At 62.6% G+C, this 22221-nt stretch carries 24 protein-coding genes and 1 tRNA gene; 11 read left to right on the forward strand and 14 right to left on the reverse strand.

The genetic code is table 11. The features are described from left to right. The first annotated feature begins 26 nt into the window (after positions 1–26). On the forward strand, positions 27–1781 hold the full coding sequence (locus PMI04_RS09130; RefSeq protein WP_007704711.1) for an EAL domain-containing protein: 1755 nt from the start codon (positions 27–29) through the stop codon (positions 1779–1781). Here the strand turns inward: PMI04_RS09130 and PMI04_RS09135 are convergent. Genes PMI04_RS09135 through PMI04_RS09150 form a run of 4 tightly spaced genes read right to left on the reverse strand, consistent with a single transcriptional unit; the run spans position 1745 to position 4669 of the window. Next, entirely contained in the window at positions 1745–2956 is a 1212-nt protein-coding gene (locus PMI04_RS09135) for a CCA tRNA nucleotidyltransferase (protein ID WP_007704708.1), read from the reverse strand. The genes PMI04_RS09130 and PMI04_RS09135 overlap by 37 nt on opposite strands. Continuing rightward, positions 2937–3548, reverse strand: a complete 612-nt coding sequence (locus tag PMI04_RS09140) for a CoA pyrophosphatase (protein WP_007704705.1) — start codon at positions 3546–3548, stop codon at positions 2937–2939. Before PMI04_RS09140 ends, PMI04_RS09135 begins: the two co-directional genes overlap by 20 nt. Then, positions 3545–4111: a DUF1285 domain-containing protein gene (locus PMI04_RS09145; protein ID WP_007704703.1), complete on the reverse strand. Its 567-nt coding sequence runs from the start codon at positions 4109–4111 to the stop codon at positions 3545–3547. Before PMI04_RS09145 ends, PMI04_RS09140 begins: the two co-directional genes overlap by 4 nt. Before the next feature lie 42 nt (positions 4112–4153). Continuing rightward, a complete protein-coding gene (locus PMI04_RS09150; RefSeq protein WP_037485201.1) occupies positions 4154–4669 on the reverse strand; it encodes an N-acetyltransferase in 516 nt (171 codons plus the stop codon). A gap of 127 nt (positions 4670–4796) precedes the next feature. Here PMI04_RS09150 and PMI04_RS09155 point away from each other — a divergent pair, with 127 nt between their 5' ends. Beyond that, a complete protein-coding gene (locus PMI04_RS09155; protein WP_007704696.1) occupies positions 4797–5180 on the forward strand; it encodes a dihydroneopterin aldolase in 384 nt (127 codons plus the stop codon). Positions 5181–5241: 61 nt separating this feature from the next. Here the strand turns inward: PMI04_RS09155 and PMI04_RS09160 are convergent, their stop codons facing one another. Continuing rightward, the gene (locus tag PMI04_RS09160) at positions 5242–6189 is read right to left on the reverse strand and encodes a 2-oxoglutarate and iron-dependent oxygenase domain-containing protein (RefSeq protein ID WP_007704693.1); all 948 of its coding nucleotides are present in this window, start codon (positions 6187–6189) and stop codon (positions 5242–5244) included. Positions 6190–6288: 99 nt separating this feature from the next. On the opposite strand from PMI04_RS09160, the gene PMI04_RS09165 reads away from it, so the two are divergent. Both PMI04_RS09165 and PMI04_RS09170 read left to right on the forward strand, forming a co-directional pair. After that, positions 6289–6696 carry an EVE domain-containing protein gene (locus PMI04_RS09165; protein WP_007704690.1) on the forward strand — a complete coding sequence of 136 codons (408 nt, stop codon included), beginning with the start codon at positions 6289–6291 and terminating at the stop codon, positions 6694–6696. Positions 6697–6845: 149 nt separating this feature from the next. Then, on the forward strand, positions 6846–7127 hold the full coding sequence (locus tag PMI04_RS09170) for a hypothetical protein (RefSeq protein ID WP_037485165.1): 282 nt from the start codon (positions 6846–6848) through the stop codon (positions 7125–7127). 78 nt (positions 7128–7205) lie between these two features. Here the strand turns inward: PMI04_RS09170 and PMI04_RS09175 are convergent, their stop codons facing one another. Then, positions 7206–7508: a glycine zipper 2TM domain-containing protein gene (locus PMI04_RS09175; RefSeq protein ID WP_007704688.1), complete on the reverse strand. Its 303-nt coding sequence runs from the start codon at positions 7506–7508 to the stop codon at positions 7206–7208. Between the two features lie 120 nt (positions 7509–7628). Between PMI04_RS09175 and PMI04_RS09180 the strand changes: the two genes are divergently transcribed. Further along, positions 7629–8066, forward strand: a complete 438-nt coding sequence (locus PMI04_RS09180) for a cupin domain-containing protein (protein ID WP_157178058.1) — start codon at positions 7629–7631, stop codon at positions 8064–8066. 787 nt (positions 8067–8853) lie between these two features. Here the strand turns inward: PMI04_RS09180 and PMI04_RS09185 are convergent. After that, entirely contained in the window at positions 8854–11010 is a 2157-nt protein-coding gene (locus PMI04_RS09185; RefSeq protein ID WP_007704685.1) for a prolyl oligopeptidase family serine peptidase, read from the reverse strand. 207 nt (positions 11011–11217) lie between these two features. Further along, complete coding sequence (locus tag PMI04_RS09190) at positions 11218–12588, reverse strand: DUF418 domain-containing protein (protein ID WP_007704683.1); 1371 nt, start codon at positions 12586–12588, stop codon at positions 11218–11220. Positions 12589–12731: 143 nt separating this feature from the next. Here PMI04_RS09190 and PMI04_RS09195 point away from each other — a divergent pair, with 143 nt between their 5' ends. Then, positions 12732–13637: a hypothetical protein gene (locus tag PMI04_RS09195; protein WP_007704680.1), complete on the forward strand. Its 906-nt coding sequence runs from the start codon at positions 12732–12734 to the stop codon at positions 13635–13637. A 503-nt stretch (positions 13638–14140) separates the two neighbouring features. Here the strand turns inward: PMI04_RS09195 and PMI04_RS09200 are convergent. The 4 genes from PMI04_RS09200 to PMI04_RS09215 all read right to left on the reverse strand — a co-directional run bounded on the left by PMI04_RS09200 (position 14141) and on the right by PMI04_RS09215 (position 17780). Further along, a tRNA-Thr gene (locus PMI04_RS09200) sits at positions 14141–14216 on the reverse strand. 189 nt (positions 14217–14405) lie between these two features. Then, a complete protein-coding gene (locus tag PMI04_RS09205; protein WP_007704676.1) occupies positions 14406–15263 on the reverse strand; it encodes a hypothetical protein in 858 nt (285 codons plus the stop codon). Beyond that, positions 15260–16573 carry a replication-associated recombination protein A gene (locus tag PMI04_RS09210; RefSeq protein ID WP_007704675.1) on the reverse strand — a complete coding sequence of 438 codons (1314 nt, stop codon included), beginning with the start codon at positions 16571–16573 and terminating at the stop codon, positions 15260–15262. The genes PMI04_RS09205 and PMI04_RS09210 overlap by 4 nt, the downstream gene beginning before the upstream one ends. A gap of 28 nt (positions 16574–16601) precedes the next feature. After that, on the reverse strand, positions 16602–17780 hold the full coding sequence (locus tag PMI04_RS09215; protein ID WP_007704672.1) for a glycosyltransferase family 1 protein: 1179 nt from the start codon (positions 17778–17780) through the stop codon (positions 16602–16604). A gap of 125 nt (positions 17781–17905) precedes the next feature. On the opposite strand from PMI04_RS09215, the gene PMI04_RS09220 reads away from it, so the two are divergent. Both PMI04_RS09220 and PMI04_RS09225 read left to right on the forward strand, forming a co-directional pair. After that, on the forward strand, positions 17906–18124 hold the full coding sequence (locus tag PMI04_RS09220; protein ID WP_007704669.1) for a DUF2945 domain-containing protein: 219 nt from the start codon (positions 17906–17908) through the stop codon (positions 18122–18124). A 60-nt stretch (positions 18125–18184) separates the two neighbouring features. Further along, entirely contained in the window at positions 18185–18838 is a 654-nt protein-coding gene (locus PMI04_RS09225) for an MOSC domain-containing protein (RefSeq protein WP_007704666.1), read from the forward strand. Between the two features lie 140 nt (positions 18839–18978). Here PMI04_RS09225 and PMI04_RS09230 read toward each other — a convergent pair whose 3' ends face one another. After that, the gene (locus PMI04_RS09230) at positions 18979–19164 is read right to left on the reverse strand and encodes a hypothetical protein (RefSeq protein ID WP_157178056.1); all 186 of its coding nucleotides are present in this window, start codon (positions 19162–19164) and stop codon (positions 18979–18981) included. Positions 19165–19331: 167 nt separating this feature from the next. On the opposite strand from PMI04_RS09230, the gene PMI04_RS09235 reads away from it, so the two are divergent. After that, positions 19332–19691, forward strand: coding sequence for a hypothetical protein (locus tag PMI04_RS09235; protein ID WP_157178055.1), 360 nt, complete (start codon positions 19332–19334; stop codon positions 19689–19691). A 187-nt stretch (positions 19692–19878) separates the two neighbouring features. Here PMI04_RS09235 and PMI04_RS09240 read toward each other — a convergent pair whose 3' ends face one another. After that, a complete protein-coding gene (locus PMI04_RS09240; protein WP_007704663.1) occupies positions 19879–20334 on the reverse strand; it encodes a universal stress protein in 456 nt (151 codons plus the stop codon). Positions 20335–20522: 188 nt separating this feature from the next. On the opposite strand from PMI04_RS09240, the gene PMI04_RS09245 reads away from it, so the two are divergent. Beyond that, positions 20523–21815 carry a pyruvate dehydrogenase complex dihydrolipoamide acetyltransferase gene (locus tag PMI04_RS09245; RefSeq protein ID WP_007704661.1) on the forward strand — a complete coding sequence of 431 codons (1293 nt, stop codon included), beginning with the start codon at positions 20523–20525 and terminating at the stop codon, positions 21813–21815. After that, positions 21815–22216 carry an acyl-CoA thioesterase gene (locus tag PMI04_RS09250; protein WP_007704659.1) on the forward strand — a complete coding sequence of 134 codons (402 nt, stop codon included), beginning with the start codon at positions 21815–21817 and terminating at the stop codon, positions 22214–22216. Before PMI04_RS09245 ends, PMI04_RS09250 begins: the two co-directional genes overlap by 1 nt. Positions 22217–22221: the final 5 nt, after the last annotated feature.

Raw genomic sequence — 22221 nt, forward strand, 5'->3', positions numbered from 1 at the left:
TTACCGCTGTCCGATAAGGAGAGGGCATGGAATCCATGTCGGTGCGTAACTGGCCCTCTCAAATGACCAGTGGCTCCCCCTTGCCCGGGGGCGATGAGACGCATCTGTCACAAGCGATCGGGACGACCGATTGGCTGACGGCCCTTTCCCAAGCATCTGCAATTTTATCACATGAAAACAATGAGATAGTCATAGTAGAGGCCAATGAGGCTTTTCTGCGTGCCTTCCGTGATCATCGCGAACGCGGTGCATCGGCCTCCCAGGCAAGTGCAGAATGGCGGGCGCGGGTAACGGCATTCATGCGCTCGACCGGCGATTCGGACAGCTTTGAAATCCGGCGGGACGGCAAGCTGGGGCCGGAATATTTTCTCTGCACCCTTGGCCGATTGCGGGCGGGCGCGGGGCGGAGTGAACAATTTCTGTTCACCGCGATCGACCGGACCAGCGAACGTACGATCGAGAAGAATCTTCGTCGGGAATTGCTGTCCGACAGCTTGACCGCATTGCCCAATCGAACCGGGTTTGGCGAAGAGATCGACGATCGCCTGACCAATGGGTCTTGGCCCGATAATGCCCAGTTCGGCATCATCGCCATCGACCTCAGCCGGTTCAGCCGGGTCAATGAATCGCTGGGGCCGATGGCGGGCGATGAATTGCTGATCACCGTCGCCAAACGGCTCAAGTCCTGCTTGCGCCAGGGCGATGTTTTGGCCCGTATCGGTGGCAATGATTTCGCGATTTTTGCGCGGTTGAACAATGGCTTGTCGGATACGCTGCAGATCGTGCAGCGTATCCGTGAGGCGTTGAGTTCGCCGATCCGCCTGAGCGATCTGCAAATCCGGGTCGATTGCGCGATCGGCTGCGCCCTATCGGCCCATTTGGACGATGATCCCGACGATGTCGTCCGCAAGGCCCAGGCCGCGGTGAAGATCGCCAAGCGTAGTGGCAAGGTCGAAATCTATCGTAACGGCGTACTCAAGGAAGCGCAGCGGCGCTTTTCGATCGAGAGCCGCCTGCGCGACGCATTGGCGCATGGCGGCCTGACCCTCGCCTATCAGCCGCTGATTCATTTGCAGACCGGCGAGATCACCGGTTTCGAGGCGCTGGCGCGCTGGAACGATGCAGAACTGGGCAATGTGTCGCCGGTCGAGTTCATCGCAGTCGCCGAGGAAAGCGGACTTATCACACCGCTCGGGCGCTGGGCGGCCTATGAAGCCGCGCAGGCGCTGAGCCGCTGGGATGCAAAATTCGGGCAACCACTGCCGGTGGGGGTCAATGTCAATCTGTCGCCGATCCAGATGGCGCGCGATGATGTCGCATCGATGTTCGAGGAGGCGTTGCGCTATTCCGGTATCGGCGGTCATCGCCTGACCGCAGAACTGACCGAAAGCGCGATCATCGCCGACCCCGACAAGGCGCGCAAATTGCTGTTCGCGCTCAAGGATCTGCAGATGCCGATCGCGATGGACGATTTTGGCACCGGCTTTTCCAATCTGGCCAGCTTGCACAGCCTGCCGATCGACATCCTGAAGATCGACCGCAGCTTCGTATCGACGATGCTGGAAGATCATGACAAGGCGGTGATCGTACGCACCATCTTGTCGCTGGCCGAATCGCTGAACCTACGCGTCACGGCCGAGGGGATCGAGACGCAGGAACTGGCGCACGCGCTACAGAAGATGGGCTGTTGGCAGGGGCAGGGCTATCATTTCGCACGGCCAATGGCCGAGGCGGAGGCCTTTGACTATTGGCGCGCGCGCTGGAATTTCGAGACGGTCTGATCCGCAATCTCTCCGACCCGGTTCGCATCGGGGAAGTCTTCCGCCACCCAGATTTTCTGCACTTCCTGCAAGGCGCGGGCGACATCCGGTCCAGGTTGCAGGCCGCGCGCGATCAATGCACCGCCGCCGATCGGCAGGCTGGGCGGGGTCCAGTCGACCAGCGAGGCGAGGGCAGGAAGCGGAGCGGCAGGATCGAGCAGGATGCGATCGACCGCTCCTTCCACGCCGATACGGTGGGCGAGAGCGCGCGGCCCTTCCGGTGCGGGCGCCGGTTCCAGCGCGACGATCAGCCTCTTGCGGGCCTTGTTCGACAATTTGAGGCGCGCGCCGATCTGGTCGGCCTGCACCATATTGGACGGTATCAGCGCGGCCAGCCGGCGCAGGGCGGATGGTTCGATCCCGGCGGTGGCTTCACGCGCGATCAACGCCGACAGCCGATGAACGCCATCGATGGTGATTTCGGGCAGTACGGGGCGCCATATGCCGCCATCGACCATCAGCCGCAGAGCCGGCACCGGATCGCGCACCACCAGCAATTTGAGCAGTTCATCGGCGATCCGCTCGCGCGACAGCGCCATCAGGCTGTTGGCGGCAGCGACGCACGCAGCATAGGCGACCGTGTCAACTTCGTTGTCACCATAGCGGGCGAGGAAGCGGAAATAGCGCAGGATGCGCAAATGATCCTCGGCGATGCGGGCATTGGCGTCACCGATGAAGCGCAGGTGCCGTGCATCGAGATCCGCAACGCCGCCAAAATAGTCGCTGATCGCGCCAGTCAGCGGATCGGCATAGAGGGCGTTGAAGGTGAAGTCGCGGCGGGCGGCATCCTGCTGCCAGTCGTCTGTATAGGCGATCGTCGCGCGGCGGCCATCTGTGCTTACGTCCCGGCGCAACGTCGTGATCTCGACCGGTCCATCGGGCAGGACCGCGGTGATCGTGCCATGCTCGATTCCGGTCGGTACTGCCTTGATACCGGCGGCCCTGAGCCGATCGAGCACGTCCTGCGGCAGCAGGCTGGTCGCGATGTCGAGATCGTTCACCGGCAGGCCCAGCAACCCGTCACGTACCGCTCCGCCGACATAGCGGGCACGGCCCTGTTCCGCGTCGAGCGCGGCGAGCAGGCCGGAAAGGCCGGAACGATGGCGCCATTGGGCGTCAGGAAGAATGCGGGTCATGGCCGAGCCTGCGGGAAAGATTGGCAAGAATGGCAGCGGTCACGCCCCATATGAGGCGCCCCTGCCAGGGGATTTCATAATAGTGCCGCTCGACGCCTTCAAACAGCATGCTGCGGCGGACCCGATTGGCCGGATCGAGCGCATAGTCAAGCGGCAGTTCAAACCAGTCGGCCACTTCCCCGGGCTGGGCACGTAGCGGCAGGTCGGGCGGAATAACCCCCAGCACCGGCACGATGTCGAAGCCGGTGAAGGTGTGATAGCGATCCGATGTGCCGATGATGTCGACCCGCTCGGAGGGCAGGGCGATTTCCTCGCGCGCCTCGCGCAGCGCACCGGCAATTTCGTCGGCATCGCCCGGATCGACCCGGCCGCCCGGGAAGGCGACCTGGCCGGCATGTTTGCGGAGCTTTTCCGAGCGTTGGGTCAGGATCAGGCCTGGCTCGGCGCGGTCGGTGATCGCCACCAGCACGGCGGCCGGTGCCAGCGCCATGTCGCCGACGATCCGGGGATCGCGGGTTTCCGAGGGCAGCAATTCGATATCGCGGCTATGCCCGTCGGTCAGGGCGGCGCGCAGCCGATCGGCCAGCGTCATGCGCCACCGTCCAGGGGGAAGAAGATGCCTTCGCTCCACAGCCCGATCCGATCGCCGCCTTCGTCGAGGGCGATGTTCATCAACTCATAATAGACGCTGCGTAGGATCAGCGCATCCAGTCCGGCGCGGACATGCAGATAGGGATGGGGGCCATCCGCGCGCGCGCGCAGGGTCAGCGCATGATCCGGCCCGGCCGGCACCAGATCGCCGGTATTCAGGCGAAAGGCAAGCTTGCGTTTCGGACCTTCGCCCTCGCTTTTGAGTTCGACTGCGACAAATGGGGCATCATCGACGACGATGCTGAGTTTCTCGACTGGGGTGACCAGCACATAGGAGCCGTCTGCTTCCCGTCGCAATATGGTGGAAAAAAGGCGGACCATCGCCTCGCGCCCGATCGGCGATCCCTGATGGAACCAGGTGCCGTCGCGGGCGATCCGCATCTCGCTGTCGCCGCAATGCGCGGGATTCCATTTTTCGACCGGCGGCAGCCGCTTTTCGGTGGCAAGGCGGGCAATGTCGGCCAGCGACAGGTCGGCAAGGTCGGGCAGGGGCTCCATCGGCATGGGAAGCAGATAGGAGCCGCCGAGCCGCTTGGCAAAGGCCTTTCAGGCGGTAACCGCGATTCGCGGGCTCAGCATGCCGACGCCATCGATCGGGCAGTCGTCGACCGACAGGGCGAGCAGGCGGCGCGGCTCGAATGGTCCGGGGCAGGCCCAGCCGGCCGTCCCTTGGGCGGTAAACCCCCAGAAGCGGCCATAATATTCCGGATCGCCGATCATCATCAGTGGTTCGCTACGCTGGGCACGGGCGGCTGCGACCACCGCGTCCATCATCGCGCGGCCATGACCACCCTTCTGATGGGCGGGATCCACTGCGACGGGACCGACCATCACCAACGGCGTCTGACTGCCATCTTCGTGGGTGAGCGCGACCGGCCAGCTTTGCAGCGACCCGATTAATTGCCCTGCATCGAGCACGGCAAAGGACAATTGCGGCAGCCAGGGCATGCCATCGCGAATCAGATAGGCGGTACGGCCGTGCCGATCGGGGCCGAACGCCGCATCGAGCAGCGCTTCGATCGCCTCTTTCGGCTGGGTATCGAGGGGCACAATCACTGACACGTCTTGCCGATTCGCCATCAATGGCGCATGGACCGCGCCGGAAGCGGCGGGCCTATAGCGTCCAGGCCGCAAAAGGAAAGATTAAACTGGACCCGTGCCTTTTCGGGCACGCCGGACATGGCGAGCTATGGACAGCATTTTTGACGATTATCTGACGTTGGAGGTCAACAACCTGCACGTCGACGTACTGACCGGCATCTATTCGGAAGAGACGCATCTGCCTCAGCCGTTGCGAATCTCGATTCGGGCCAAGCTGAGAATCGCGGATCATTATGATCCCGAAACGCCGCTCAGCCAGTCGAAAAACTATATGGACCTCAAGCATGCCGCATCGACCGCGCTGCCCGAGGGGTTGCACTTCACCCTGATCGAGGGCGTGGCCGACCATATCATCGAGACCATCTTCCTGCAGGACGACAAGGTCCGCCATGTCGAGGTGAAGATCGTCAAGCTGGCGCTGAGCGAGCGGGGCGAGGAAATCGGCATCACCCTAGGCCGCGGCCGGAAATAAGCGCCGCTGGCGACGCAAATAGTAAGGCCCGCCGCTGCCGGATGCAGCGGCGGGCCTTATCTTATGCCTTCTTGATCAGACCGATTTCGATCAGCCGCTCGGTCAGATAGTCATGCGCGCTGATCGGTTCCTCGCGACGTGGATTGTCCGGCGTCACGCATTGCGGCAGCGCGTCGATCATGAAGTCCGGGCGCAAATGCAGGAAGAAGGGCATGGAATAGCGCGAATGGCCGCGCCGTTCCGGCGGCGGATTGACGACCCGATGGCTGGTCGAGGGCAGCACATGGTTGGTCAGCCGCTGCAGCATGTCGCCGACATTGATGGCCAGCGCCCCCGGCGGGGGCACCACCGGCAGCCAGTTGCCGTCGCGATCCTTCAGTTCCAGCCCGCCTTCCTCGGCGCCCAGCAACAGGGTGATGAGGTTGATATCCTCATGCGCACCGGCGCGAATGCCAGGCGCCTCGGGCGATACCGGCGGATAGTGTAGCAGGCGCAGGATCGAGTTGCCATCCTTGATCGGGCCGTCGAACCAGCGTTCGGGCAGGCCGAGATAGAGGGCGATCGCTGACAGAAGCTCGGCACCGACCCGGTCGAATTCGGCATAGAGCGGCGCGAATATGTCGCGAAATTCCGGCATCTCGGTCGGCCAGACATTGGGCGGCATCGTCGCGGCGAGCGGATCGCCGGGCGCCAGGTCGCGGCCGACATGCCAGAATTCCTTGAGGTCATTCTCGCTCGCGCCCTTGGCGATCTCGACACCGAAGGCGGTATAGCCGCGCTGGCCGCCATTGAATTTGGCGTCATAGGCGCGCTTCACCTCGACCGGCTGAGCGAAGAATGCGCGGGCCAGCGCCCATCCCTTGTCGACCAGCGCCTGGTCCATGCCATGGTCCTTGACCATGGCGAAGCCGAAGCGTTGGAAGGAGCCGCCGAAGGCGGCGGCGAAATCGCCCTTGCTCATCTCTGCCATGGACAGGACGGGCACCTGTTCCAGCACGGATTGCGACACGTATAATCTCCAGATCGATAAGGATTGCGGGCAATATAGCGATCACCCGTGATGGTTCCCATCCTTGATCGTCCTTGGCGCCTGATGCAAGGAGATGCCATGAACTACTGGCTGATGAAATCGGAACCCGACGCCTTTTCCTATGACGACCTGGTCAGGAAGGGGAAGGCCGAATGGGATGGCGTGCGCAACCATGCGGCCCAGCTGCATATGAAGGCGATGCGTCAAGGCGACCTCGCTTTCTTCTATCACAGCAATATCGGTGTCGAGGCAGTCGGCATCATGGAAATTGTCGAGGAAGGGGCGCCCGACAGCACCGACGAAACCGGCAAGTGGATCGCGGTCCATGTTGCGCCGCACAAGAAATTGGATCGCCCGGTGACGCTGAAGGCGATGAAAGCGGACCCGGCATTGGCCGATATGGTGATGTTGCGACAATCGCGGCTTTCCGTATCGCCCCTGACCCAACAGCAGTTCGATCATATTGTCGGCATGTCAAAGGCTTAGAAAAACGAGATGCTCTCGATTGCATTCCGCGCAACTGGGACGCCGTTTTTTGCGATTGTATGAGTTTTTGCGCTGCAACATATGGGTGGCAACAGAACAGAATGTCCAAGAGGTGTTTGAGGGCATTCACAAGGAGCACACCCATGCGAATGCTGTCCAAGTTTGTTGTCGCCGGCGCCCTGAGTGCCATCGTTGCCATCGCCGCCCCTGCCAACGCGCAGGAAGCCGGCAAGCAGCGCTTCACCCACGAAGGTTATACCTACGTCTATGACGTCAAGGATACCAAGACCGGCAAGGTGATCTCGGGCCGTCGCTATCCCGATGCCGTCGCCTTCAACCTGGCCGTCAAGAATGGCAAGGTCTCGGGCGTTTCGGGTGGCCAGAGCGTCGCCTTCAATGTCGAAGACGCACGCGGCGCCGCTTCCAAGTAAGCGACCCGGCGTTCATCGTCAGAAAAAGGGCGGCTTCCCGACGGGGAAGCCGCCCTTTTTCTGTGTAAGGCGCGGCGATTAGCGGCAGGTGCGCTTGCTATCGATCGACTTGCCCAGCAGAGCGCCACCGGCAGCGCCCAGGATCGTGCCAGTAGCGCGATCGCCACGGGTATCGATTGCGCGGCCGACCAATGCGCCGCCGACGCCACCAACGATCAGGCCAGTGGTGCCGTTGGACTTGCGGCAATAGGTGCGACCGTCGCGACCGCGCCATTCCTTGTAACGATAATGTTTGCGGGCCTGGGCGCCGTCGGTGGGCAGGGCCATGGAAACAGGGACGGCCAGCGATAGGGCGGCCAGGGCCATGAGGGCGTTACGCATATTATCTCCTCCGATTTGCGTTGTTAGCCGATGAACCCGCGTTTATTGACCTAGGTTGCATGAACCTCCGACAACGTCATAAGCTTTTGTTTCTTATGTAATAAAATTTGAGATGAGATGATCATGGCGAGCGATGAACGCGAAGCACAGGCGCTGATAGCGGCCTTGAACCTGCAGCCGCATCCCGAAGGTGGATGGTATCGCGAGACCTGGCGCGCGGCTGCCAAGCCGGGCGAAAGGGCGGCCGGAACCACGATCCTGTTTCTGCTGGAAGCGCATCAAAGCTCGCATTGGCATCGGGTCGATGCGGTGGAACATTGGTTCTGGCATGCCGGGGCGCCACTGACATTGTCGATCGCACCCCAAGGCGGCCAGGTGACTGAGCATGTGCTGGGCGCCGATATCGGCATAGGGCAAATGCCGCAGGCACTGGTGCCCGCGCATCATTGGCAGGCGGCGGTCCCCGCAAGCGGATGGGTATTGGCCAGTTGCACTGTAATCCCGGGATTTGATTTTGCCGGTTTCACCCTGGCGCCGCCAGGCTGGACGCCGGCCTGATCGCAGCAGGCAGTTGTCGAGCAGACTTATCCACACTTATCCACAGATTTGCGTGATCGACGGTCTTCAAACCGTCCGAATCCGCTTTGTGCGACTCGTGGAACATGGCAGCATCCCATTTATCGGAACAGGGCGGCTGGATCTCTCTAGCCAAAAAACTCTGGGAAACCAGAAGTTTAATGTCATGTTTCGATCGGTCTGATGGAAGATGTCGTGCGCCAGGACGGCATGGCCGATCAGGCGATCCAGAGCAACCAATGCCGGGTACGCGCGAAAGTGAACGTCGGGCGGCGGAAGCGAGGATCAGCAGAGGTGAACCAGCCTTCGGGTCAGTTCTCCCGAGCAGGGATGTGGAGACGCATCGCATCGCCGGACCAGAAGGCGCACCCGTGAGGGGACGTGGCCGAACGGAAAGACGGACGTGGGGATCGGCAGGCATGCCGGTCCCCATTTTGCGTCAAGGGACGGGAGCTATGTTCGATAGCGCCCGTCATCGCAGGGGGCATGATTGAAATATCCGTGGTGCCGGCTGAGGGGATCGAACCCGGGATCTTCGGTTTACAAAGGAAACAGAGGCTAGCTTAGCGATTTTGACCTGCTGCGCACTGGCTGACGTGAATTGTTGAACAAGATCCGCATAGCCCTTGTCATGGCCTGAGCGGGGAACCGGCCTGTCCGTAATTACGAACAAAAATATGAGGATCGAGCGACCATGAAGGGTCGTTTAATCGGGAATGTCATCAGTTTTGGAAGCCGTGGACGTGCTGGGGCGATCGTGCCCGTGGCCTCAGACTGGCTGGAACGCTTTGATCCCTGTGCGCCACAGCACGAAGGAATGAATGTCCGCTGCCAGTGCGTCGCGCTGGGTGCGCGTCGATCCCACGCCATGTCCGGCATCGAAATCGACGCGCAGCAGCACCGGGTTGCGGCTGGATGTTGCGGCCTGCAGACGGGCGGCGAATTTGGCGACGTGCCAAGGGGCTACACGGGGGTCGGTGGCGCCCGTTACGCATAGCACCGCCGGATAAGGGGTGCCGGGCTTTATCGCCTGATAGGCGTCCATGTCGTACATGATCTTGAAGCTGGTGGCGTCCACCATCGGCCCCCACTCGTCGATGTCGGAAACATTTTGTTCCGCGACATAGCGGATAGGGTTGGTCCACCCCACGTCCGAAATCGCCGCTGCAAACAGCTCCGGTCGTTCGGTCAGCGCGCGGCCCACAGTAATGCCACCAGCCGACGTGCCGCTGATTGCCAGATGTTTTGGGCTGGTGACCTTGTCGGCGATCAGCGTTTCGCACACCGCGATCAGATCGCGCCAGGTGTTGGCTTTGGTCGCCTTCTGTCCCGCCTTATGCCAGCTCCGCCCATATTCGCCGCCACCGCGCACATTGGCATTGCAGTAGACGCCGCCCGCATCGAGGAAAGGCAGCAGGCTGGCCCCGAAGCGTGGCGTTGCCGAATATTGATAGGCGCCATAGCCGGTCGCCAGCACCGGATTGGCTCCGCTGGGCTTCATCCCCTTGCGATAGATGAGCGTGTAAGGAATCTGCACCCCATCCTTTGCGGTCGCGAAAGCGCGCTTTGCTTCATAAGGGCTGGTGTCGATGGGCGGCCGGGGCGTAATACCGGTATCGGCAACCTTGCCGGCTGTGTCGATGCGCCAGATGCCGCTGGGTTCCAGCCAGCCAGCCAGACGCAGATAGGCGCCGTCCAACGCGGAACTGGTGAACACGCCGTCGATCGCCCCATCAAAGGGCATGGCGATGGGCGTCACCTTATCTCCCGATAGACGCGACAGGCTCTGAATACCGCCGTCCATGAAAGACAGGAATAGCCCGTCGCGCGCCACATGGACGTCTTCCAGCACCGCCGCGCCCTCTGGTACCACTTCATGTGCGGTGGTGAGGTCGGGTGCCTTGGCCGAGGTTCGGAGCAGGCGGCCACGGTCATTGCTCTTGTTCGACAACAAATAGAGGTCGTCTTTGTCGATCGCCTGGGCGACGATCAGGTCATCAAAGCCGCAGACCGGCTTCACCACGCCCTTCCCGCTGACGAAATCAGCGAGGTCCGCTGTCCACAATGCTTTTTCGGTGCGGACATCAACCACGCCGATCAGAAGGGAGGATGAGCCTTCTGTTGTGGTAATGAAGGCGGCCTGTGTCTCCTCCATCGGGATTTGCGGCCACTGACCGCGCTTCACCATCAGCTTGTCGGTCTTGGGATCGGTGCCCAGAACGTGGAGCCGGTTTTCGCTATTGAGGTAGAATTGCGGCGTGCCGCGCTCATTGACGAACGCGATGTAGAAAAAGCCGCTGCCATCGGGCAGCCAGCCAGTGACGCCCCAGTCTGTCTTTTCTATCCTTTCGGGCAGGATGGTGCCGGTCGCTACCTCCATGATGTGTAGCACCGACGCTTCAGAGCCGGCGGGAGACAGGCCATAGGCCAGATGTTTGCCATCGAACGAAGGCTCCCACCAGTCGAGGGAGACATGGGCGTCGCCGATCTTCATGATGGTGGGGTCGATCAGAGTGCGGACGGTGCCGTCGGGGTCCCGTAGGAACAGCTTGAAATTGTCCGCACCCACCGGGCGCTGCTCGTAGAAGAGCCAGTCGCGCGTTGGCACGACCTTCGACGTCGTGGCGGCATCGCCGGTCAGGGCCGAGATGCGCTCGCCCAACGCCTTGCGGCCGGGAATGGCATCGATCATCGCGCGGGTATGATCATTCTGCGTTCGCAGGAAAGGCAGCCAGTCGCGGTCTTTGGAGTTTTCCATCCAGCGATAATTGTCGGTGATCTTGGTACCCCAATAATCGTCGATTGCCGGCTCGATGCGCGCGACCATGGGCGTGTTTGCGACCGGCATCGCCATCAACCGGCCGCTCGTCGAAACGGCCAGGGTCGCTCCACCGGCCATCAGAAAGGTTCGGCGATCGGTCTGCATGAATATTTCCCTGTTTTAATGTGGGCAGATTGGCAGTTTGTCTATGCTCAAGAAGACGGAGAGGCATTAAATCAGTAATTTAGTGATATGGTCAAGAATTTGCGCCGCTCGGAAAGTAAAATCCCGAGCTTGAAATTCAAAATGCCATCAGTAGAGGCGTACGGGAAGCGTCACCGCAATTAGTTGGACTGTTAGGCCCAGGCCGATTTAGGCGGCATGAACTGGTTCCGTTCCTCCCCCCGTCAGTTGGCGCCCGCGGGCTAGCCGCGCGCCATAGGCCAGGCGGCGCAGCACATATTCGGCTGGACCCATGGCGCTGAATGAAAGCCACCACACGGCAAAGGCGCAAGTCACCAGCCAGATTGCCACGGCGATGCCCATCATGCCGGCAAAACCGAAATGGCCGACTTGCCCGAGCCCGTAAAACAGCAGCGAGGTCAAAATCGACTGGAGCGAATAAATCGTAAGCGCCATGCGCCCCATCGCACGCACCGGCCACGCCCGGCCCAGCATACCGCGTTGATAAAGTCCCACGATCAGCCCGAGGTGCCCGAACATCACCGCCAGGCGCGCGACTTCGTAACAGCCGCCCTTGAGCGCGTTGGCCAGGGGAATCGCCAGCTCCGGCGCAATATCGAATCCCATACGCGCCGAGTAAACCAGTCCCACCGCGCGCAAGCCCAGCCCCAGCGAATAGCCGATCACCACCAGCCGCCAGTACAGCCCCGGTCGCGCCTCGCCGCTCAGGATGCCGGTGCGCAACAAGGCCATGCCCAGCAACATGAAGCCCAGGCTTTCGGCTACCGTCTGCCAACCTTCCGCCGAAAGATTGAGTTCAGCCCACATGTTCAGCGACCAGAGAAACACTCCCGGCAGGCTGGTGCGCTTGACGACTTCGGCCTTGACCGCTGCCGCATCGGGATGGATCTGCGCGCGCATCGTCGCGACTTGTTTGATCGCTTCGCTCTGCTCTTCGCTCAGGGCATGGCCGGCGGCCTTGGCTTCCTGTGCGACCAGGCTGGTCCGCTGAAGATCGGCCTGCTCATAGCGCGTGACGGCCGTCAGCAGCGACAGACCTGCCAGGAACACCCCGGCCCAGACCAGCAACGCGCGCGGCCGCAAAGTGCGGAAACCCAGTAGCAGCAGGCCGCACAGGCCATAGTTCCACAATATCTCACCGGGCCAGAGGAAGACCGCCCACTGCACCACGCCCAGCAGCATGAGCGCCAGGCAGCGCCGCGCCCAGACATCGAAGCGCCCGGCCTCGGGGCCCGCACCGTCGAGCCCCATGCCGTCGGAACCCACACCACCAGGACCACGCAGCATCAGGAGCATCGCGGCGCCAAACAGCACCGTAAACAGCCCACGCATCGTTCCTTCGAAGAACAGCAACTGGACGACCAGGGCAATCCAGTCGGCATTCCAGTGCATGGGCCTGGGCAACCCTTGCGAGAAACCGATTCCCCCCATGAAGGGAATGTTCATCAGGAGAATGCCGCAGATGGCAAAACCCCGCAGAAGATCGAGCGTATCTATTCGCCGCCCAGCCTGGGTCGGCGCTATTCCATGGACATTCATGACTATTCCCCCACCAGGCGCGCATTTTCGAGCGCCTTGTGTCCCAATATTGCTAATCGTCTTTACCAGTGGGTGAAATGGAGATTATTGCGTGCATCTGCACTGCCGCAATTGACACTCCGGTCTTGAAAAGAAAGCCATACATGACCCGTCAGCCTGCTCTCGATCACAGTCATGATGCGGAATTCGGCGTACCCTATCGCACCGCCCAGGCGATCCTGGCCCATCCCGACTTTGCCCAGGCGCGCCGGCTCTATCTGGAAAGCCTCCTGGCGCTGTACGGCGATGATGCCTTTCTCAACAAGCTGCTGCTCGAAGGGGCGCGACAGGTGGTGTTCGGGGCATTGATCTGCCTGCTGGCCGCGCACAATATGGCCGACCGCACGACCTGGCCCACGCTTGCCAACCTCAAGCGCGTGCTCAAGCCCTTTGGTCAGTCGAGCGACCGCAAGATCGAGCAGCTTGTCGCCCGGCTGGGCTCGGTGGGGTTCGTCGAGCAGAACGCCTTGCCTGGCGACGCACGCGTGCGCCTGCTAACCCCTTCGTCCGCCATGCTCGCCCATGACGAAGCTTGGCTGCTCGCTCATTATCGGCCGCTCGCCCTGCTGTATCCGCAAGACGACCATAGCCGCCCGCTTGCGCGTGACCGCGCTTTTCAGCTGGCGCAGCGGCGCATTGCCTTTGCCTTCATCCCGCGTTCGGCCCCAGTGCTACTGGGCAATCCGGCGATCCTGCTGTTCGCCACGCGCGACGCGGGATTTTTGGTGCTGGCCCAGCTCGTGCTCGACAGCGAGGATGGGCGCCCGACCTCGTTCGAAGGCCTCTCGCGCCGCTTTGCCATCTCGCGCACGCACGTGCGCCAGATGCTGCGCGATGCCCAGGCGATGGGCCTCTTGATGCTGTCCGGGCGTGGCGGGCAAGCGATCACGCTGATGCCCGCCATGTGGGCAGCACTCGACAAGTTTGTGGCCGAAGGTATGTCCGGCCACGATCTTACCGGGGCGGCGGCCCGTGCCGCCCTGAAGGCGTCTCCCCCGCCCGAAGGCTGATCCGGCTCGACAGCGCAATGATGGCACCTTACGTCGGGCGGGGCTCGGTTCGCGCCCGGCGGATCGGCGACGCACGCGCGCACTTTGGCATCATCTGTAAGGTGCCCGGTTCCCCGATAGGATTTGGCGACGATGCGAAAGCACGACAGTTGCTCCAGCAGGCGCTCGCGCTCGATCCCAATGGTCTCGATGCCAATTATTTCTGGGGTGACGTCCTGTATGATCAGGGCGCCAAGGCCGGCGCCAAGGCGGCAATTTGGACATGCGCGCATGCGACCTGGCCACCGAATGACCGAGACATGCCTTCGTGAGGTTTCGACGCTCCGTCGCCGGACTGTAATCGACGACATGCGTTCGTCGTAGATCAAAGGGCCGTCGGCAAGGTGGTGACGTGCGTTTGGACCAGCAAATATCGTTTATCAGGCAGGCGAATTGTGCGCGAAGCGATCAATGCTCGTTGCTGCGCTGGCTGGCATCCACGATTTGGGAGCAATTGCAGGGCGTGGTGCCGGCTACAGGATTCGAACCCGTGGCCCCCTGATTACAAATCAGGTGCTCTACCAGCTGAGCTAAGCCGGCACATTCTCGCCATACGTCCTTGGCAACCGGCGGTCAATTTGCCGGTGAGCCACGATATACTCTTATCCATACTACCGCTAAGCTGCTGGCTTTGCGGCGCTAGTATGCGTTCGCTCCCGATTCCTATGAAACCGCTGCACTACCGCTGTGCTAAGCCGGCGCACCATTCCGGGTCGGACGCCCTTACTATCAGATGACGCCGAACGTCCAGCCCTCCGTTGCAGCAATTTGCGGGGTCAGTGCTGCGGGTGTCCAAAATTGTGGATCGGGCGCGACCATGCGCATCCAGGCTGCCGTCACGAGCGCGTCTGCCCCGTGATCGTCGGGCAGCGTCGCCGCATAGGGCGCCGAACCCAATGTCGTCAACGCGGCTTTGATGGCGGGCAAATCCCGCATCTTGCTGCGTCCCTTGGGCCGCCCGGCGGCGCGGGCTGCAATGCTCGTATAGATTTCGACCACCAGTGAACCGGCGGTGGGCATGGGATCGAACGGCCAGACCGGAACATAAGGGCGCACATGATGGAGCAGGCGCATGCCAGCGAAGCTGGCCTTGGCAACCTGGGCTGCGCCGATCGCGTCATAGACGGTGGAGGGCTTGCCACCGCCGCCGGCATTATAGTGGATCTCGCAGGCCCGGTTGTGCATGAAATCGGCCTTTGTCCCATCGGCCCTGCCAAAATAGAAATGGCGGCGATGGGCGGTTTCCAGCAGACTCGCGGCGCCGAGGTCCGGATCGTCACAAAGCGCATTGACATAGGCCCAGAAGGCGGGGGCGTTCGAGGGTGTCGGGTCGCCCGGCAGATAGGCGCCGCGCGCAATGAAGGGGGGCGCAAAGCTGAAGTCGAACCCGAACAGGGTAGGGGCATGCTGTGCGCTGGCGAGAAGCCAGTCCACCACCGACTGGCGCGACCAGATGCCGCCGGGCGCCTGCACCAATTCGGGCGAGTCCTGCCCGATGTTGCAGATCGCGACCGCTATCCCCTTGTGGCGCGCGCCCTTGGCCCCTGACCAGTCGATCGCCGCGAAGCGTGTGAAACGGGGCGTCACGCCGGCCCGCGCTCTGCCCGCAGCCGGTTCCAATGCGCGATCCGTTCGGCGATGCGCGCCTCGAAACCGCGGTCGGTGGGGGTGTAAAAGGTCTGGGGGCTCATCTCATCGGGCCAGTAGTTGGCGCCGGAAAAGCCGCCTTCGGCATCATGGTCATATTGGTAATTCTTGCCATAGCCGACCTGCTTCATCAGCTTGGTGGGCGCATTGACGATGTTCATTGGCGGCATCAGCGATCCGGTATCGCGTGCCGTTCTGAACGAAGTCTTCATCGCCATATAGCCGGCGTTCGACTTGGGCGCGGTGGCGCAGTAAAGGCAGGCTTGGACGATCGCCAATTCGCCTTCGGGCGAGCCGAGAAAATCATAGGCGTCCTTGGCGGCAAGGCATTGAACGAGTGCTTGCGGATCGGCGAGGCCGATATCCTCGGTCGCAAAGCGCACCAGCCGGCGCAGCACATAGAGTGGCTCCTCACCGGCGGTCAGCATCCGCGCAAGATAATAGAGCGCAGCCTGCGGGTCAGAACCGCGTAGCGATTTGTGCAGGGCGGATATGAGATTATAATGGCCTTCCCGATCCTTGTCGTAAACCGCGACACGGCGGTGGAGCAGGGCGGATAGGGCTGCGGGGTCAAGCGGCGCAGGAATATCGATCGAATAGAGCGTCTCGACCTGATTCAATAGGAAACGACCGTCGCCGTCCGCGCTCGCCAGCAAGGCCTCGCGCGCGGCGGCGTCGAGCGGCATTGGCCGGCCCATCAGCGCTTCGGCCCGGTCGAGGAGCAGTTCCAGCGCCGAAGCGTCGAGCCGGCGCAGGATCAGCACCTGCGCGCGCGAGAGGAGGGCCGCGTTCAGCTCGAAGCTGGGGTTTTCGGTCGTGGCGCCGACCAGCGTGACCGTGCCATTTTCAACGAAGGGCAGGAAACTGTCCTGTTGCGCGCGGTTGAAGCGATGGATTTCGTCCACGAAAAGCAGCGTCTTCTCGCCATGGCGGGCATGCTCCCTGGCCGCCGCGAACACTTTCTTGAGGTCGGCTACGCCTGAGAATACGGCAGATATCGGCTCGAACCGCATGCCGACCGCGTCGGCAAGCAGGCGGGAAATGGTGGTCTTCCCCGTACCTGGCGGCCCCCAGAAGATGATCGAGGACAGGCGACCGGCAGCGACCATGCGTCCGATCGCACCATCCGGGCCGGTCAGATGGTCCTGTCCCACCACATCGCCCAGCCTTGCCGGGCGCAGGCGGTCGGCGAGTGGGGACTGGTCATGGGCCAAGGGTGGGATATCGTCGGAAGCGAACAGATCAGCCATCGCGTTCCATATAGGGCGACTTTGCCGATCAGGGAACCGGGCTGGAGCGCAACAACGCGCCATGGGCACGCTGGCGGATGATCCGCAGATAGGTATCGACCAGTGCCTGGTTCACCTGGTCCCAGCCATAATGTTCGGCCTGGGCCTCCGCCGCTGCACCGGCGCTCTCACGGGCGGTTACGTCGGTGCAATAGATTTGCAAGGCATCGGCGAACTTGCCGATCGCGCCCGGGCGGATCAGGCGGCCGGTCACGCCTTCGCGCACCAGATTTTCGCTGCCGGTCGCGCGCGCGGCCACGGTGGGCAAGCCACAGGCCATCGCTTCCAGCGTCACATTGCCGAAGGTCTCGGTGACGGACGGGTTGAACAGCATGTCCATGCTGGCGACCGCACGGCCCAGGTCTGGCCCCATCTGGAAGCCGGTGAAAACGGCATCTGGAAGGCGGTTCTGGAACCATTCGCGCGCTGGCCCTTCCCCGACCACCAGCACCTTGTGCGCGACGCGCCGGGCGGTCAGCTGGTCGATCGTGTCGGAAAACACGTCCAGCCCTTTTTCCATCACCTGCCGGCCGACAAAGCCGATCACCGGCATGTCATCGGCAATGCCGAGCGAACGACGCCAGGCGAGATCGCGGCGCTGCCGGTTGAAGATTTCCCGATCTATGCCGCGCGTCCAGATGCCGACATCATAGCTCATACGCTGTTCGCGCAGCAGTTGAGCCATGGATTCGGACGGTGCGACAATCGCGTCGCAGCGGCGGTAGAAACGGCGCAGAATGCCCTCGATCGCCGGCTCCAGAAAGGCGAGACCATAATAGCGCGGATAGGTCTCGAACCGGGTATGGACCGAGGCGACGGCCGGCAATTGGCGGTCGCGCGCCCAGGTCAGCGCGCGATGGCCCAGCGGATCGGGGCTGGACAGGTGGATCATGTTGGGCGCGAACGCCTTTAGGTCGCGCCGCGCCGCACGGGACAGATGGGTAGGGATGCGATATTCGGGGCGCCCGGGTACGGGGATGGATGGCGTGCTGACCAGATCGCCGGTCGGTGCGAAGGCCGGCGTATCGGTGGTCGGCGCATAGACCCGCACCGCCGCGCCCTGTCGCAACAGATAGCCCACGAAGCGGTTGAGCGCCTGGTTCGCGCCGTCGCGCACATAATTATAATTGCCGCTGAACAGGGCGACACGAAGACCGGTAACATCCATCGGGCGCCCTTAACGCAGACCGGCAAAAAACCCAAGGAACCAGAATCGCGATCGGGAATTTTCCAGATGCTGTGAGAACGACCGGCCAACGTGATTGTCCCCGCAAAGAGAGAGGAAGCCTGCGAATGACCGAGAGATTCCGCATGGGAACGCGGGTCAGGTGGAACTGGGGGCAGGGCGTTGGCCGGGGACGCATAGCGGAGGCGTTTGAACAGCAGGTCGAGCGCACAATCGAGGGCGCGCTCGTCCGTCGCAATGGATCGCCGCGCGACCCGGCCTATCTGGTGCGGGCTGACAATGGCGGTGTGGTGCTGAAGCTCGGGTCGGAACTCAGCGCCGCTTGAGAAGGCAACCGCAGGGCAACTGGCCATCGCGTCTTGCCGGCTGTCATGGCATGGTGCGTCATGGCCCATATTTCCATGACCATCGACGCGCTGCTGATCGGCATGCCCAAACCCTTTCGGGACGACGATCATAGCGCCATTGCCAAGCAGGCGGTCGCCGGCCCCATCCGTATCAACTGGCTGGGGTTCGAGGGCGACGGCGTGGCCGACACCGTCCATCATGGCGGCTGGGACAAGGCGATCCATCTCTATCCGCAGGATCATTATGGCTGGTGGCGGGAGCGAAAGCCCGACCATCCGCTGCTCGATGCGCCCGGTGCCTTTGGCGAGAATATCGCGAGCCGGGGCATGACCGAAAGCGACATCTGCCTGGGCGACCGGTTCAGCCTGGGCAGCGCGGTGGTGGAGGTGAGCCATGGCCGCCAGCCCTGCTGGAAGCTCGACCATCGTTTCGGCGCGCGGGATGTGATGGCGACGATCGTGAAAACGGCGCGCTGCGGCATCTATTTTCGGGTCATCCGGGAAGGGGAGGCAGAGGCTTGCACGCAGATGGCGCTGCTCGACCGCCCCTTGCCCGACTGGAGCATCGAGCGGGTCTTCCGCCTGCTGATCGGCGGTGGCCACAAGGCCGATCCCGATGCGGTCCGTGCGCTGGCCGACATGCCGGTCCTGGCGGAGGCCTGGCGCGAACGGGCGCGCAAGCTCGCCGCCTGACCGGCAAGATGTGGATGGGTCTTCGGCCTGTCAAAGAGCGGTGAAGGCCTAGGCTGGCACGGGCGTTGTAGGACAGCGAAAAATGTCGGCCGGCATCGTCCAGGCGCTCGACCGACGCGACAGTGGATTTCCGCCGAAGTTCACAGTGTCGTCGGGCGATAGCGCCCCTTTTGCGCCTGCGACGCTTCGGTGACGCGCCGTCCACGCGCCTGCGACGCGCCAGTTCGGCCGAAATCAGGGTCATGGTTGCGCGCCATCGACGCGACAACCAGGCCACAGCAACGCGACGCTATGGAAAGGTCGAGGCGCACGGGACGGTTTTTCATCGTCGGAGGAGATCATGCCTGGCCCGAGTAGGACAGGCCGGACTGCATGGTGGGGAATCTGGGATGGCGACTAACGACCATTTTAGGTCATGCAAGCGTTCAGATTATTTGCTTGATAGCTGCCATTCGAGCACAAGCCAGTGCGAGCAAGTGGCGGCAGAGCAACAATGACAAGATATTCCAGTCTGAATTGTCCTGAATATCAATATGGATGGCAGTGCATGTTTTCGTTGCGAGCGAAACGCAATGGCTCCGCAGCGATCTTTCAGGCACGGCAATCAATTACTATTTGGCAAGCGATGCGCCGCCGCGCCAAACGAGGCGGTAATCCATTATTGTCAGATTATCGCTCCGGTCAAGACGATTATCGTTTCCTACTTTATCGCAATAAGTTGTATATTGATCGTGCCTTCAGACTGGGCATGTCTGCGGAAGAGATTGAACGACGCGGACTATTTGACGCGCTTCGTCATCATCAGCAATTTCGATCATTCCGAAAAATCATGAAAAATCAAAATTTGAGGTAGTTGGAGCGACGTCTGCAATCCGAAATTTGCTCTCTATACCTGCCAGTCCGCTAACCACCCTACTCCGTCATCAAATGAAAGTCGGGGGCTTCTGGGTTCTGTGCAGAGCAGAGCGATGCCAGCCCGCGCCGGCATGACGGGATAATGGCAGTCTGTTCCCCATCCTATTCCCCACCCCGCTTCGCGTTCAGCTCAGCAGGTCGATCGCGTCCGCGTCCAGGCCGCCGGGGATGATCATGATCGGGCAGGGCATCTTGCCTGCGTCCGATCCGGTAAAGTGGGACACGAGGGCGCCGGGCGGGCCGCTGGCGGCCGCGCCCAGCACCAGGGCGGCGACGTCGTCCATTTCCTCCAGCGTCTTGCGCACGACCGCGACGGGATCGCCCTGGCGCACGGTGATGCTGGGGCGAATGCCGGATTCGTCCGTCAATGTGCCGGCGGCGCTGGTCACCAGCGCCTCGGCCCGTTGCAGTGCCTCATCCTCCATCGTCGCCTGCACACCACCCCACTGGACGAATTCGGACGGCGGGATCAGGGCCAGGATGCGGACTGCGCCGGCGGTCTTGGCAGCGCGGCGCGCGGCGAAGCGCAGCGCGGTTTCGGCTTCGGGCGATTCGTCCACGACCACCAGATATGTCCGCATTGTTCGATGCCCCCGAGAAACAAAAGTCGGCCTTGCCGGGCCGTCAAATCGCAGCTGACGAACCAACGCGGTGAAATGTGGGGCATTATGGCCCCTTGCGCAAGGCGTGGCCTTGACCGTTCCGGCCAAAGGGTGAAAACGGGCACCGAACGGCGCGTGCCAGATAATCAAGAAGAGGCCCCGAACGCATGAGCAAGACGATCCAGATGCCTGCCCTGTCCCCCACCATGGAAGAAGGGACGCTGGCCAAATGGCTGGTCAAGGAAGGGGACAAGGTGTCGTCCGGCGACCTTCTCGCCGAGATCGAGACCGACAAGGCGACCATGGAATTCGAGGCCGTCGATGAAGGTACCGTCGCCAAGATCCTGGTATCGGAAGGCGCCGAGGGCGTGAAGGTGGGCACCGTCATCGCCATCATCGCCGAAGAGGGCGAGGATGTCGCCGCAGCCGCCGCCAGCGGTGGCGCCGCTCCCGCGCCCAAGGCCGATGCGGTTCCCGCCAAGGCCGAAGCCGCCGCTCCCGCCGCCAAGGCCGATCCGGTGCCGGCGAAGGCGGCTGCGCCTGCGGCCGCTCCGGCGGAGGGCCGCGTGAAGGCGAGCCCGCTGGCCCGTCGCCTGGCCGAAGCCAAGGGCGTCGATCTGGCTGCTGTCGCTGGTTCCGGCCCGAACGGTCGCATCGTCAAGGCCGATCTGGACGGCGCCGCTGCTGCGCCTGCCAAGGCCGCCGCGCCGGCCGCTGCTGCACCCGCCGGAGCCCCGGCGCCGGTCGCCACCGCCGCGCAGGATTTCGGCATCCCCAACGAAGTCATCAAGCTCAGCGGCATGCGCAAGACGATCGCGCGCCGCCTGACCGAGTCCAAGCAGCAGGTGCCGCATATCTACCTGACCGTGGATGTGCAGCTCGACAAGCTGCTGAAGCTGCGCGGCGAGCTGAACGCCGGCCTGTCGGGCCGTGGCGTCAAGCTGTCGGTCAACGACCTGCTGATCAAGGCGCTGGGCGTGGCCCTGATGCAGGTGCCCGAGTGCAACGTGCAGTTCGCCGGCGACCAGATGCTGCAATTCAAGCGCGCCGACATTTCGGTGGCCGTATCGATCCCCGGTGGCCTGATCACCCCGATCGTGACCGGTGCCGACATCAAGGGCGTGGCCGCCATCTCCAACGAGATGAAGGACCTGGCCGATCGCGCCAAGGCCGGCAAGCTGCAGCCGAGCGAATATCAGGGCGGCACCGCGTCGCTGTCGAACATGGGCATGTTCGGCATCAAGCAGTTCGAGGCCGTCATCAACCCGCCGCAGGGCATGATCATGGCGATCGGCGCGGGCGAGAAGCGGCCCTTCGTGGTCGATGACAGCCTGCAGATCGCGACCGTCATGTCGGCAACCGGCAGCTTCGACCATCGCGCGATCGATGGCGCCGATGGTGCCCGCCTGATGAAGGCGTTCCGCGAACTGATCGAAAATCCGATCGGCATGCTGGCCTGATGGCGAAGGTCGACGAGCAGCCGCCGGAATATAGTCCGGCGGTGCGCGTCATCGCCATGCCCGCCGATACCAATCCCCATGGGGATATTTTCGGCGGCTGGCTGATGAGCCTGATGGATTCGGCTGCGGGTTCGGTCGCGGCGCGCTACAGCCACGGCCGTGCGGTGACGATCGCGGTGGAGGGCATGACCTTCCACCGTCCGGTCATCGTCGGCGACGAGGTGTCGGTGTTCGCGACGCTGAAGTCGGTCGGCCGCACATCGATGAAGATCGATGTCGAGGCGTGGCGCCGTGCCCGCCATGACGATCGGTCCTATCGCGTGACCCAGGCGACCTTCACCTTCGTGGCGATCGGTGAGGATCGCCAGCCCCGTTCCGTGCCGCCGCTGCCTGCTCAATAAGGGCG

Source organism: Sphingobium sp. AP49 (genome assembly GCF_000281715.2).
Taxonomy (GTDB): domain Bacteria; phylum Pseudomonadota; class Alphaproteobacteria; order Sphingomonadales; family Sphingomonadaceae; genus Sphingobium.

Excerpts from the sequence above, each read along its gene's own strand:
- PMI04_RS09210 (WP_007704675.1), bottom strand. The coding sequence starts at position 16,573 with ATGGCTGATCTGTTCGCTTCCGACGATATCCCACCCTTGGCCCATGAC.
- PMI04_RS09195 (WP_007704680.1), top strand. The coding sequence starts at position 12,732 with ATGACCCGTCAGCCTGCTCTCGATCACAGTCATGATGCGGAATTCGGC.
- PMI04_RS09190 (WP_007704683.1), bottom strand. The coding sequence starts at position 12,588 with ATGAATGTCCATGGAATAGCGCCGACCCAGGCTGGGCGGCGAATAGAT.
- PMI04_RS09240 (WP_007704663.1), bottom strand. The coding sequence starts at position 20,334 with ATGCGGACATATCTGGTGGTCGTGGACGAATCGCCCGAAGCCGAAACC.
- PMI04_RS09170 (WP_037485165.1), top strand. The coding sequence starts at position 6,846 with ATGCTGTCCAAGTTTGTTGTCGCCGGCGCCCTGAGTGCCATCGTTGCC.
- PMI04_RS09185 (WP_007704685.1), bottom strand. The coding sequence starts at position 11,010 with ATGCAGACCGATCGCCGAACCTTTCTGATGGCCGGTGGAGCGACCCTG.
- PMI04_RS09175 (WP_007704688.1), bottom strand. The coding sequence starts at position 7,508 with ATGCGTAACGCCCTCATGGCCCTGGCCGCCCTATCGCTGGCCGTCCCT.
- PMI04_RS09130 (WP_007704711.1), top strand. The coding sequence starts at position 27 with ATGGAATCCATGTCGGTGCGTAACTGGCCCTCTCAAATGACCAGTGGC.
- PMI04_RS09235 (WP_157178055.1), top strand. The coding sequence starts at position 19,332 with ATGACAAGATATTCCAGTCTGAATTGTCCTGAATATCAATATGGATGG.
- PMI04_RS09220 (WP_007704669.1), top strand. The coding sequence starts at position 17,906 with ATGACCGAGAGATTCCGCATGGGAACGCGGGTCAGGTGGAACTGGGGG.
- PMI04_RS09145 (WP_007704703.1), bottom strand. The coding sequence starts at position 4,111 with ATGCCGATGGAGCCCCTGCCCGACCTTGCCGACCTGTCGCTGGCCGAC.
- PMI04_RS09245 (WP_007704661.1), top strand. The coding sequence starts at position 20,523 with ATGAGCAAGACGATCCAGATGCCTGCCCTGTCCCCCACCATGGAAGAA.
- PMI04_RS09140 (WP_007704705.1), bottom strand. The coding sequence starts at position 3,548 with ATGACGCTGGCCGATCGGCTGCGCGCCGCCCTGACCGACGGGCATAGC.
- PMI04_RS09215 (WP_007704672.1), bottom strand. The coding sequence starts at position 17,780 with ATGGATGTTACCGGTCTTCGTGTCGCCCTGTTCAGCGGCAATTATAAT.
- PMI04_RS09225 (WP_007704666.1), top strand. The coding sequence starts at position 18,185 with ATGGCCCATATTTCCATGACCATCGACGCGCTGCTGATCGGCATGCCC.
- PMI04_RS09250 (WP_007704659.1), top strand. The coding sequence starts at position 21,815 with ATGGCGAAGGTCGACGAGCAGCCGCCGGAATATAGTCCGGCGGTGCGC.
- PMI04_RS09230 (WP_157178056.1), bottom strand. The coding sequence starts at position 19,164 with ATGAAAAACCGTCCCGTGCGCCTCGACCTTTCCATAGCGTCGCGTTGC.
- PMI04_RS09135 (WP_007704708.1), bottom strand. The coding sequence starts at position 2,956 with ATGACCCGCATTCTTCCTGACGCCCAATGGCGCCATCGTTCCGGCCTT.
- PMI04_RS09155 (WP_007704696.1), top strand. The coding sequence starts at position 4,797 with ATGGACAGCATTTTTGACGATTATCTGACGTTGGAGGTCAACAACCTG.
- PMI04_RS09165 (WP_007704690.1), top strand. The coding sequence starts at position 6,289 with ATGAACTACTGGCTGATGAAATCGGAACCCGACGCCTTTTCCTATGAC.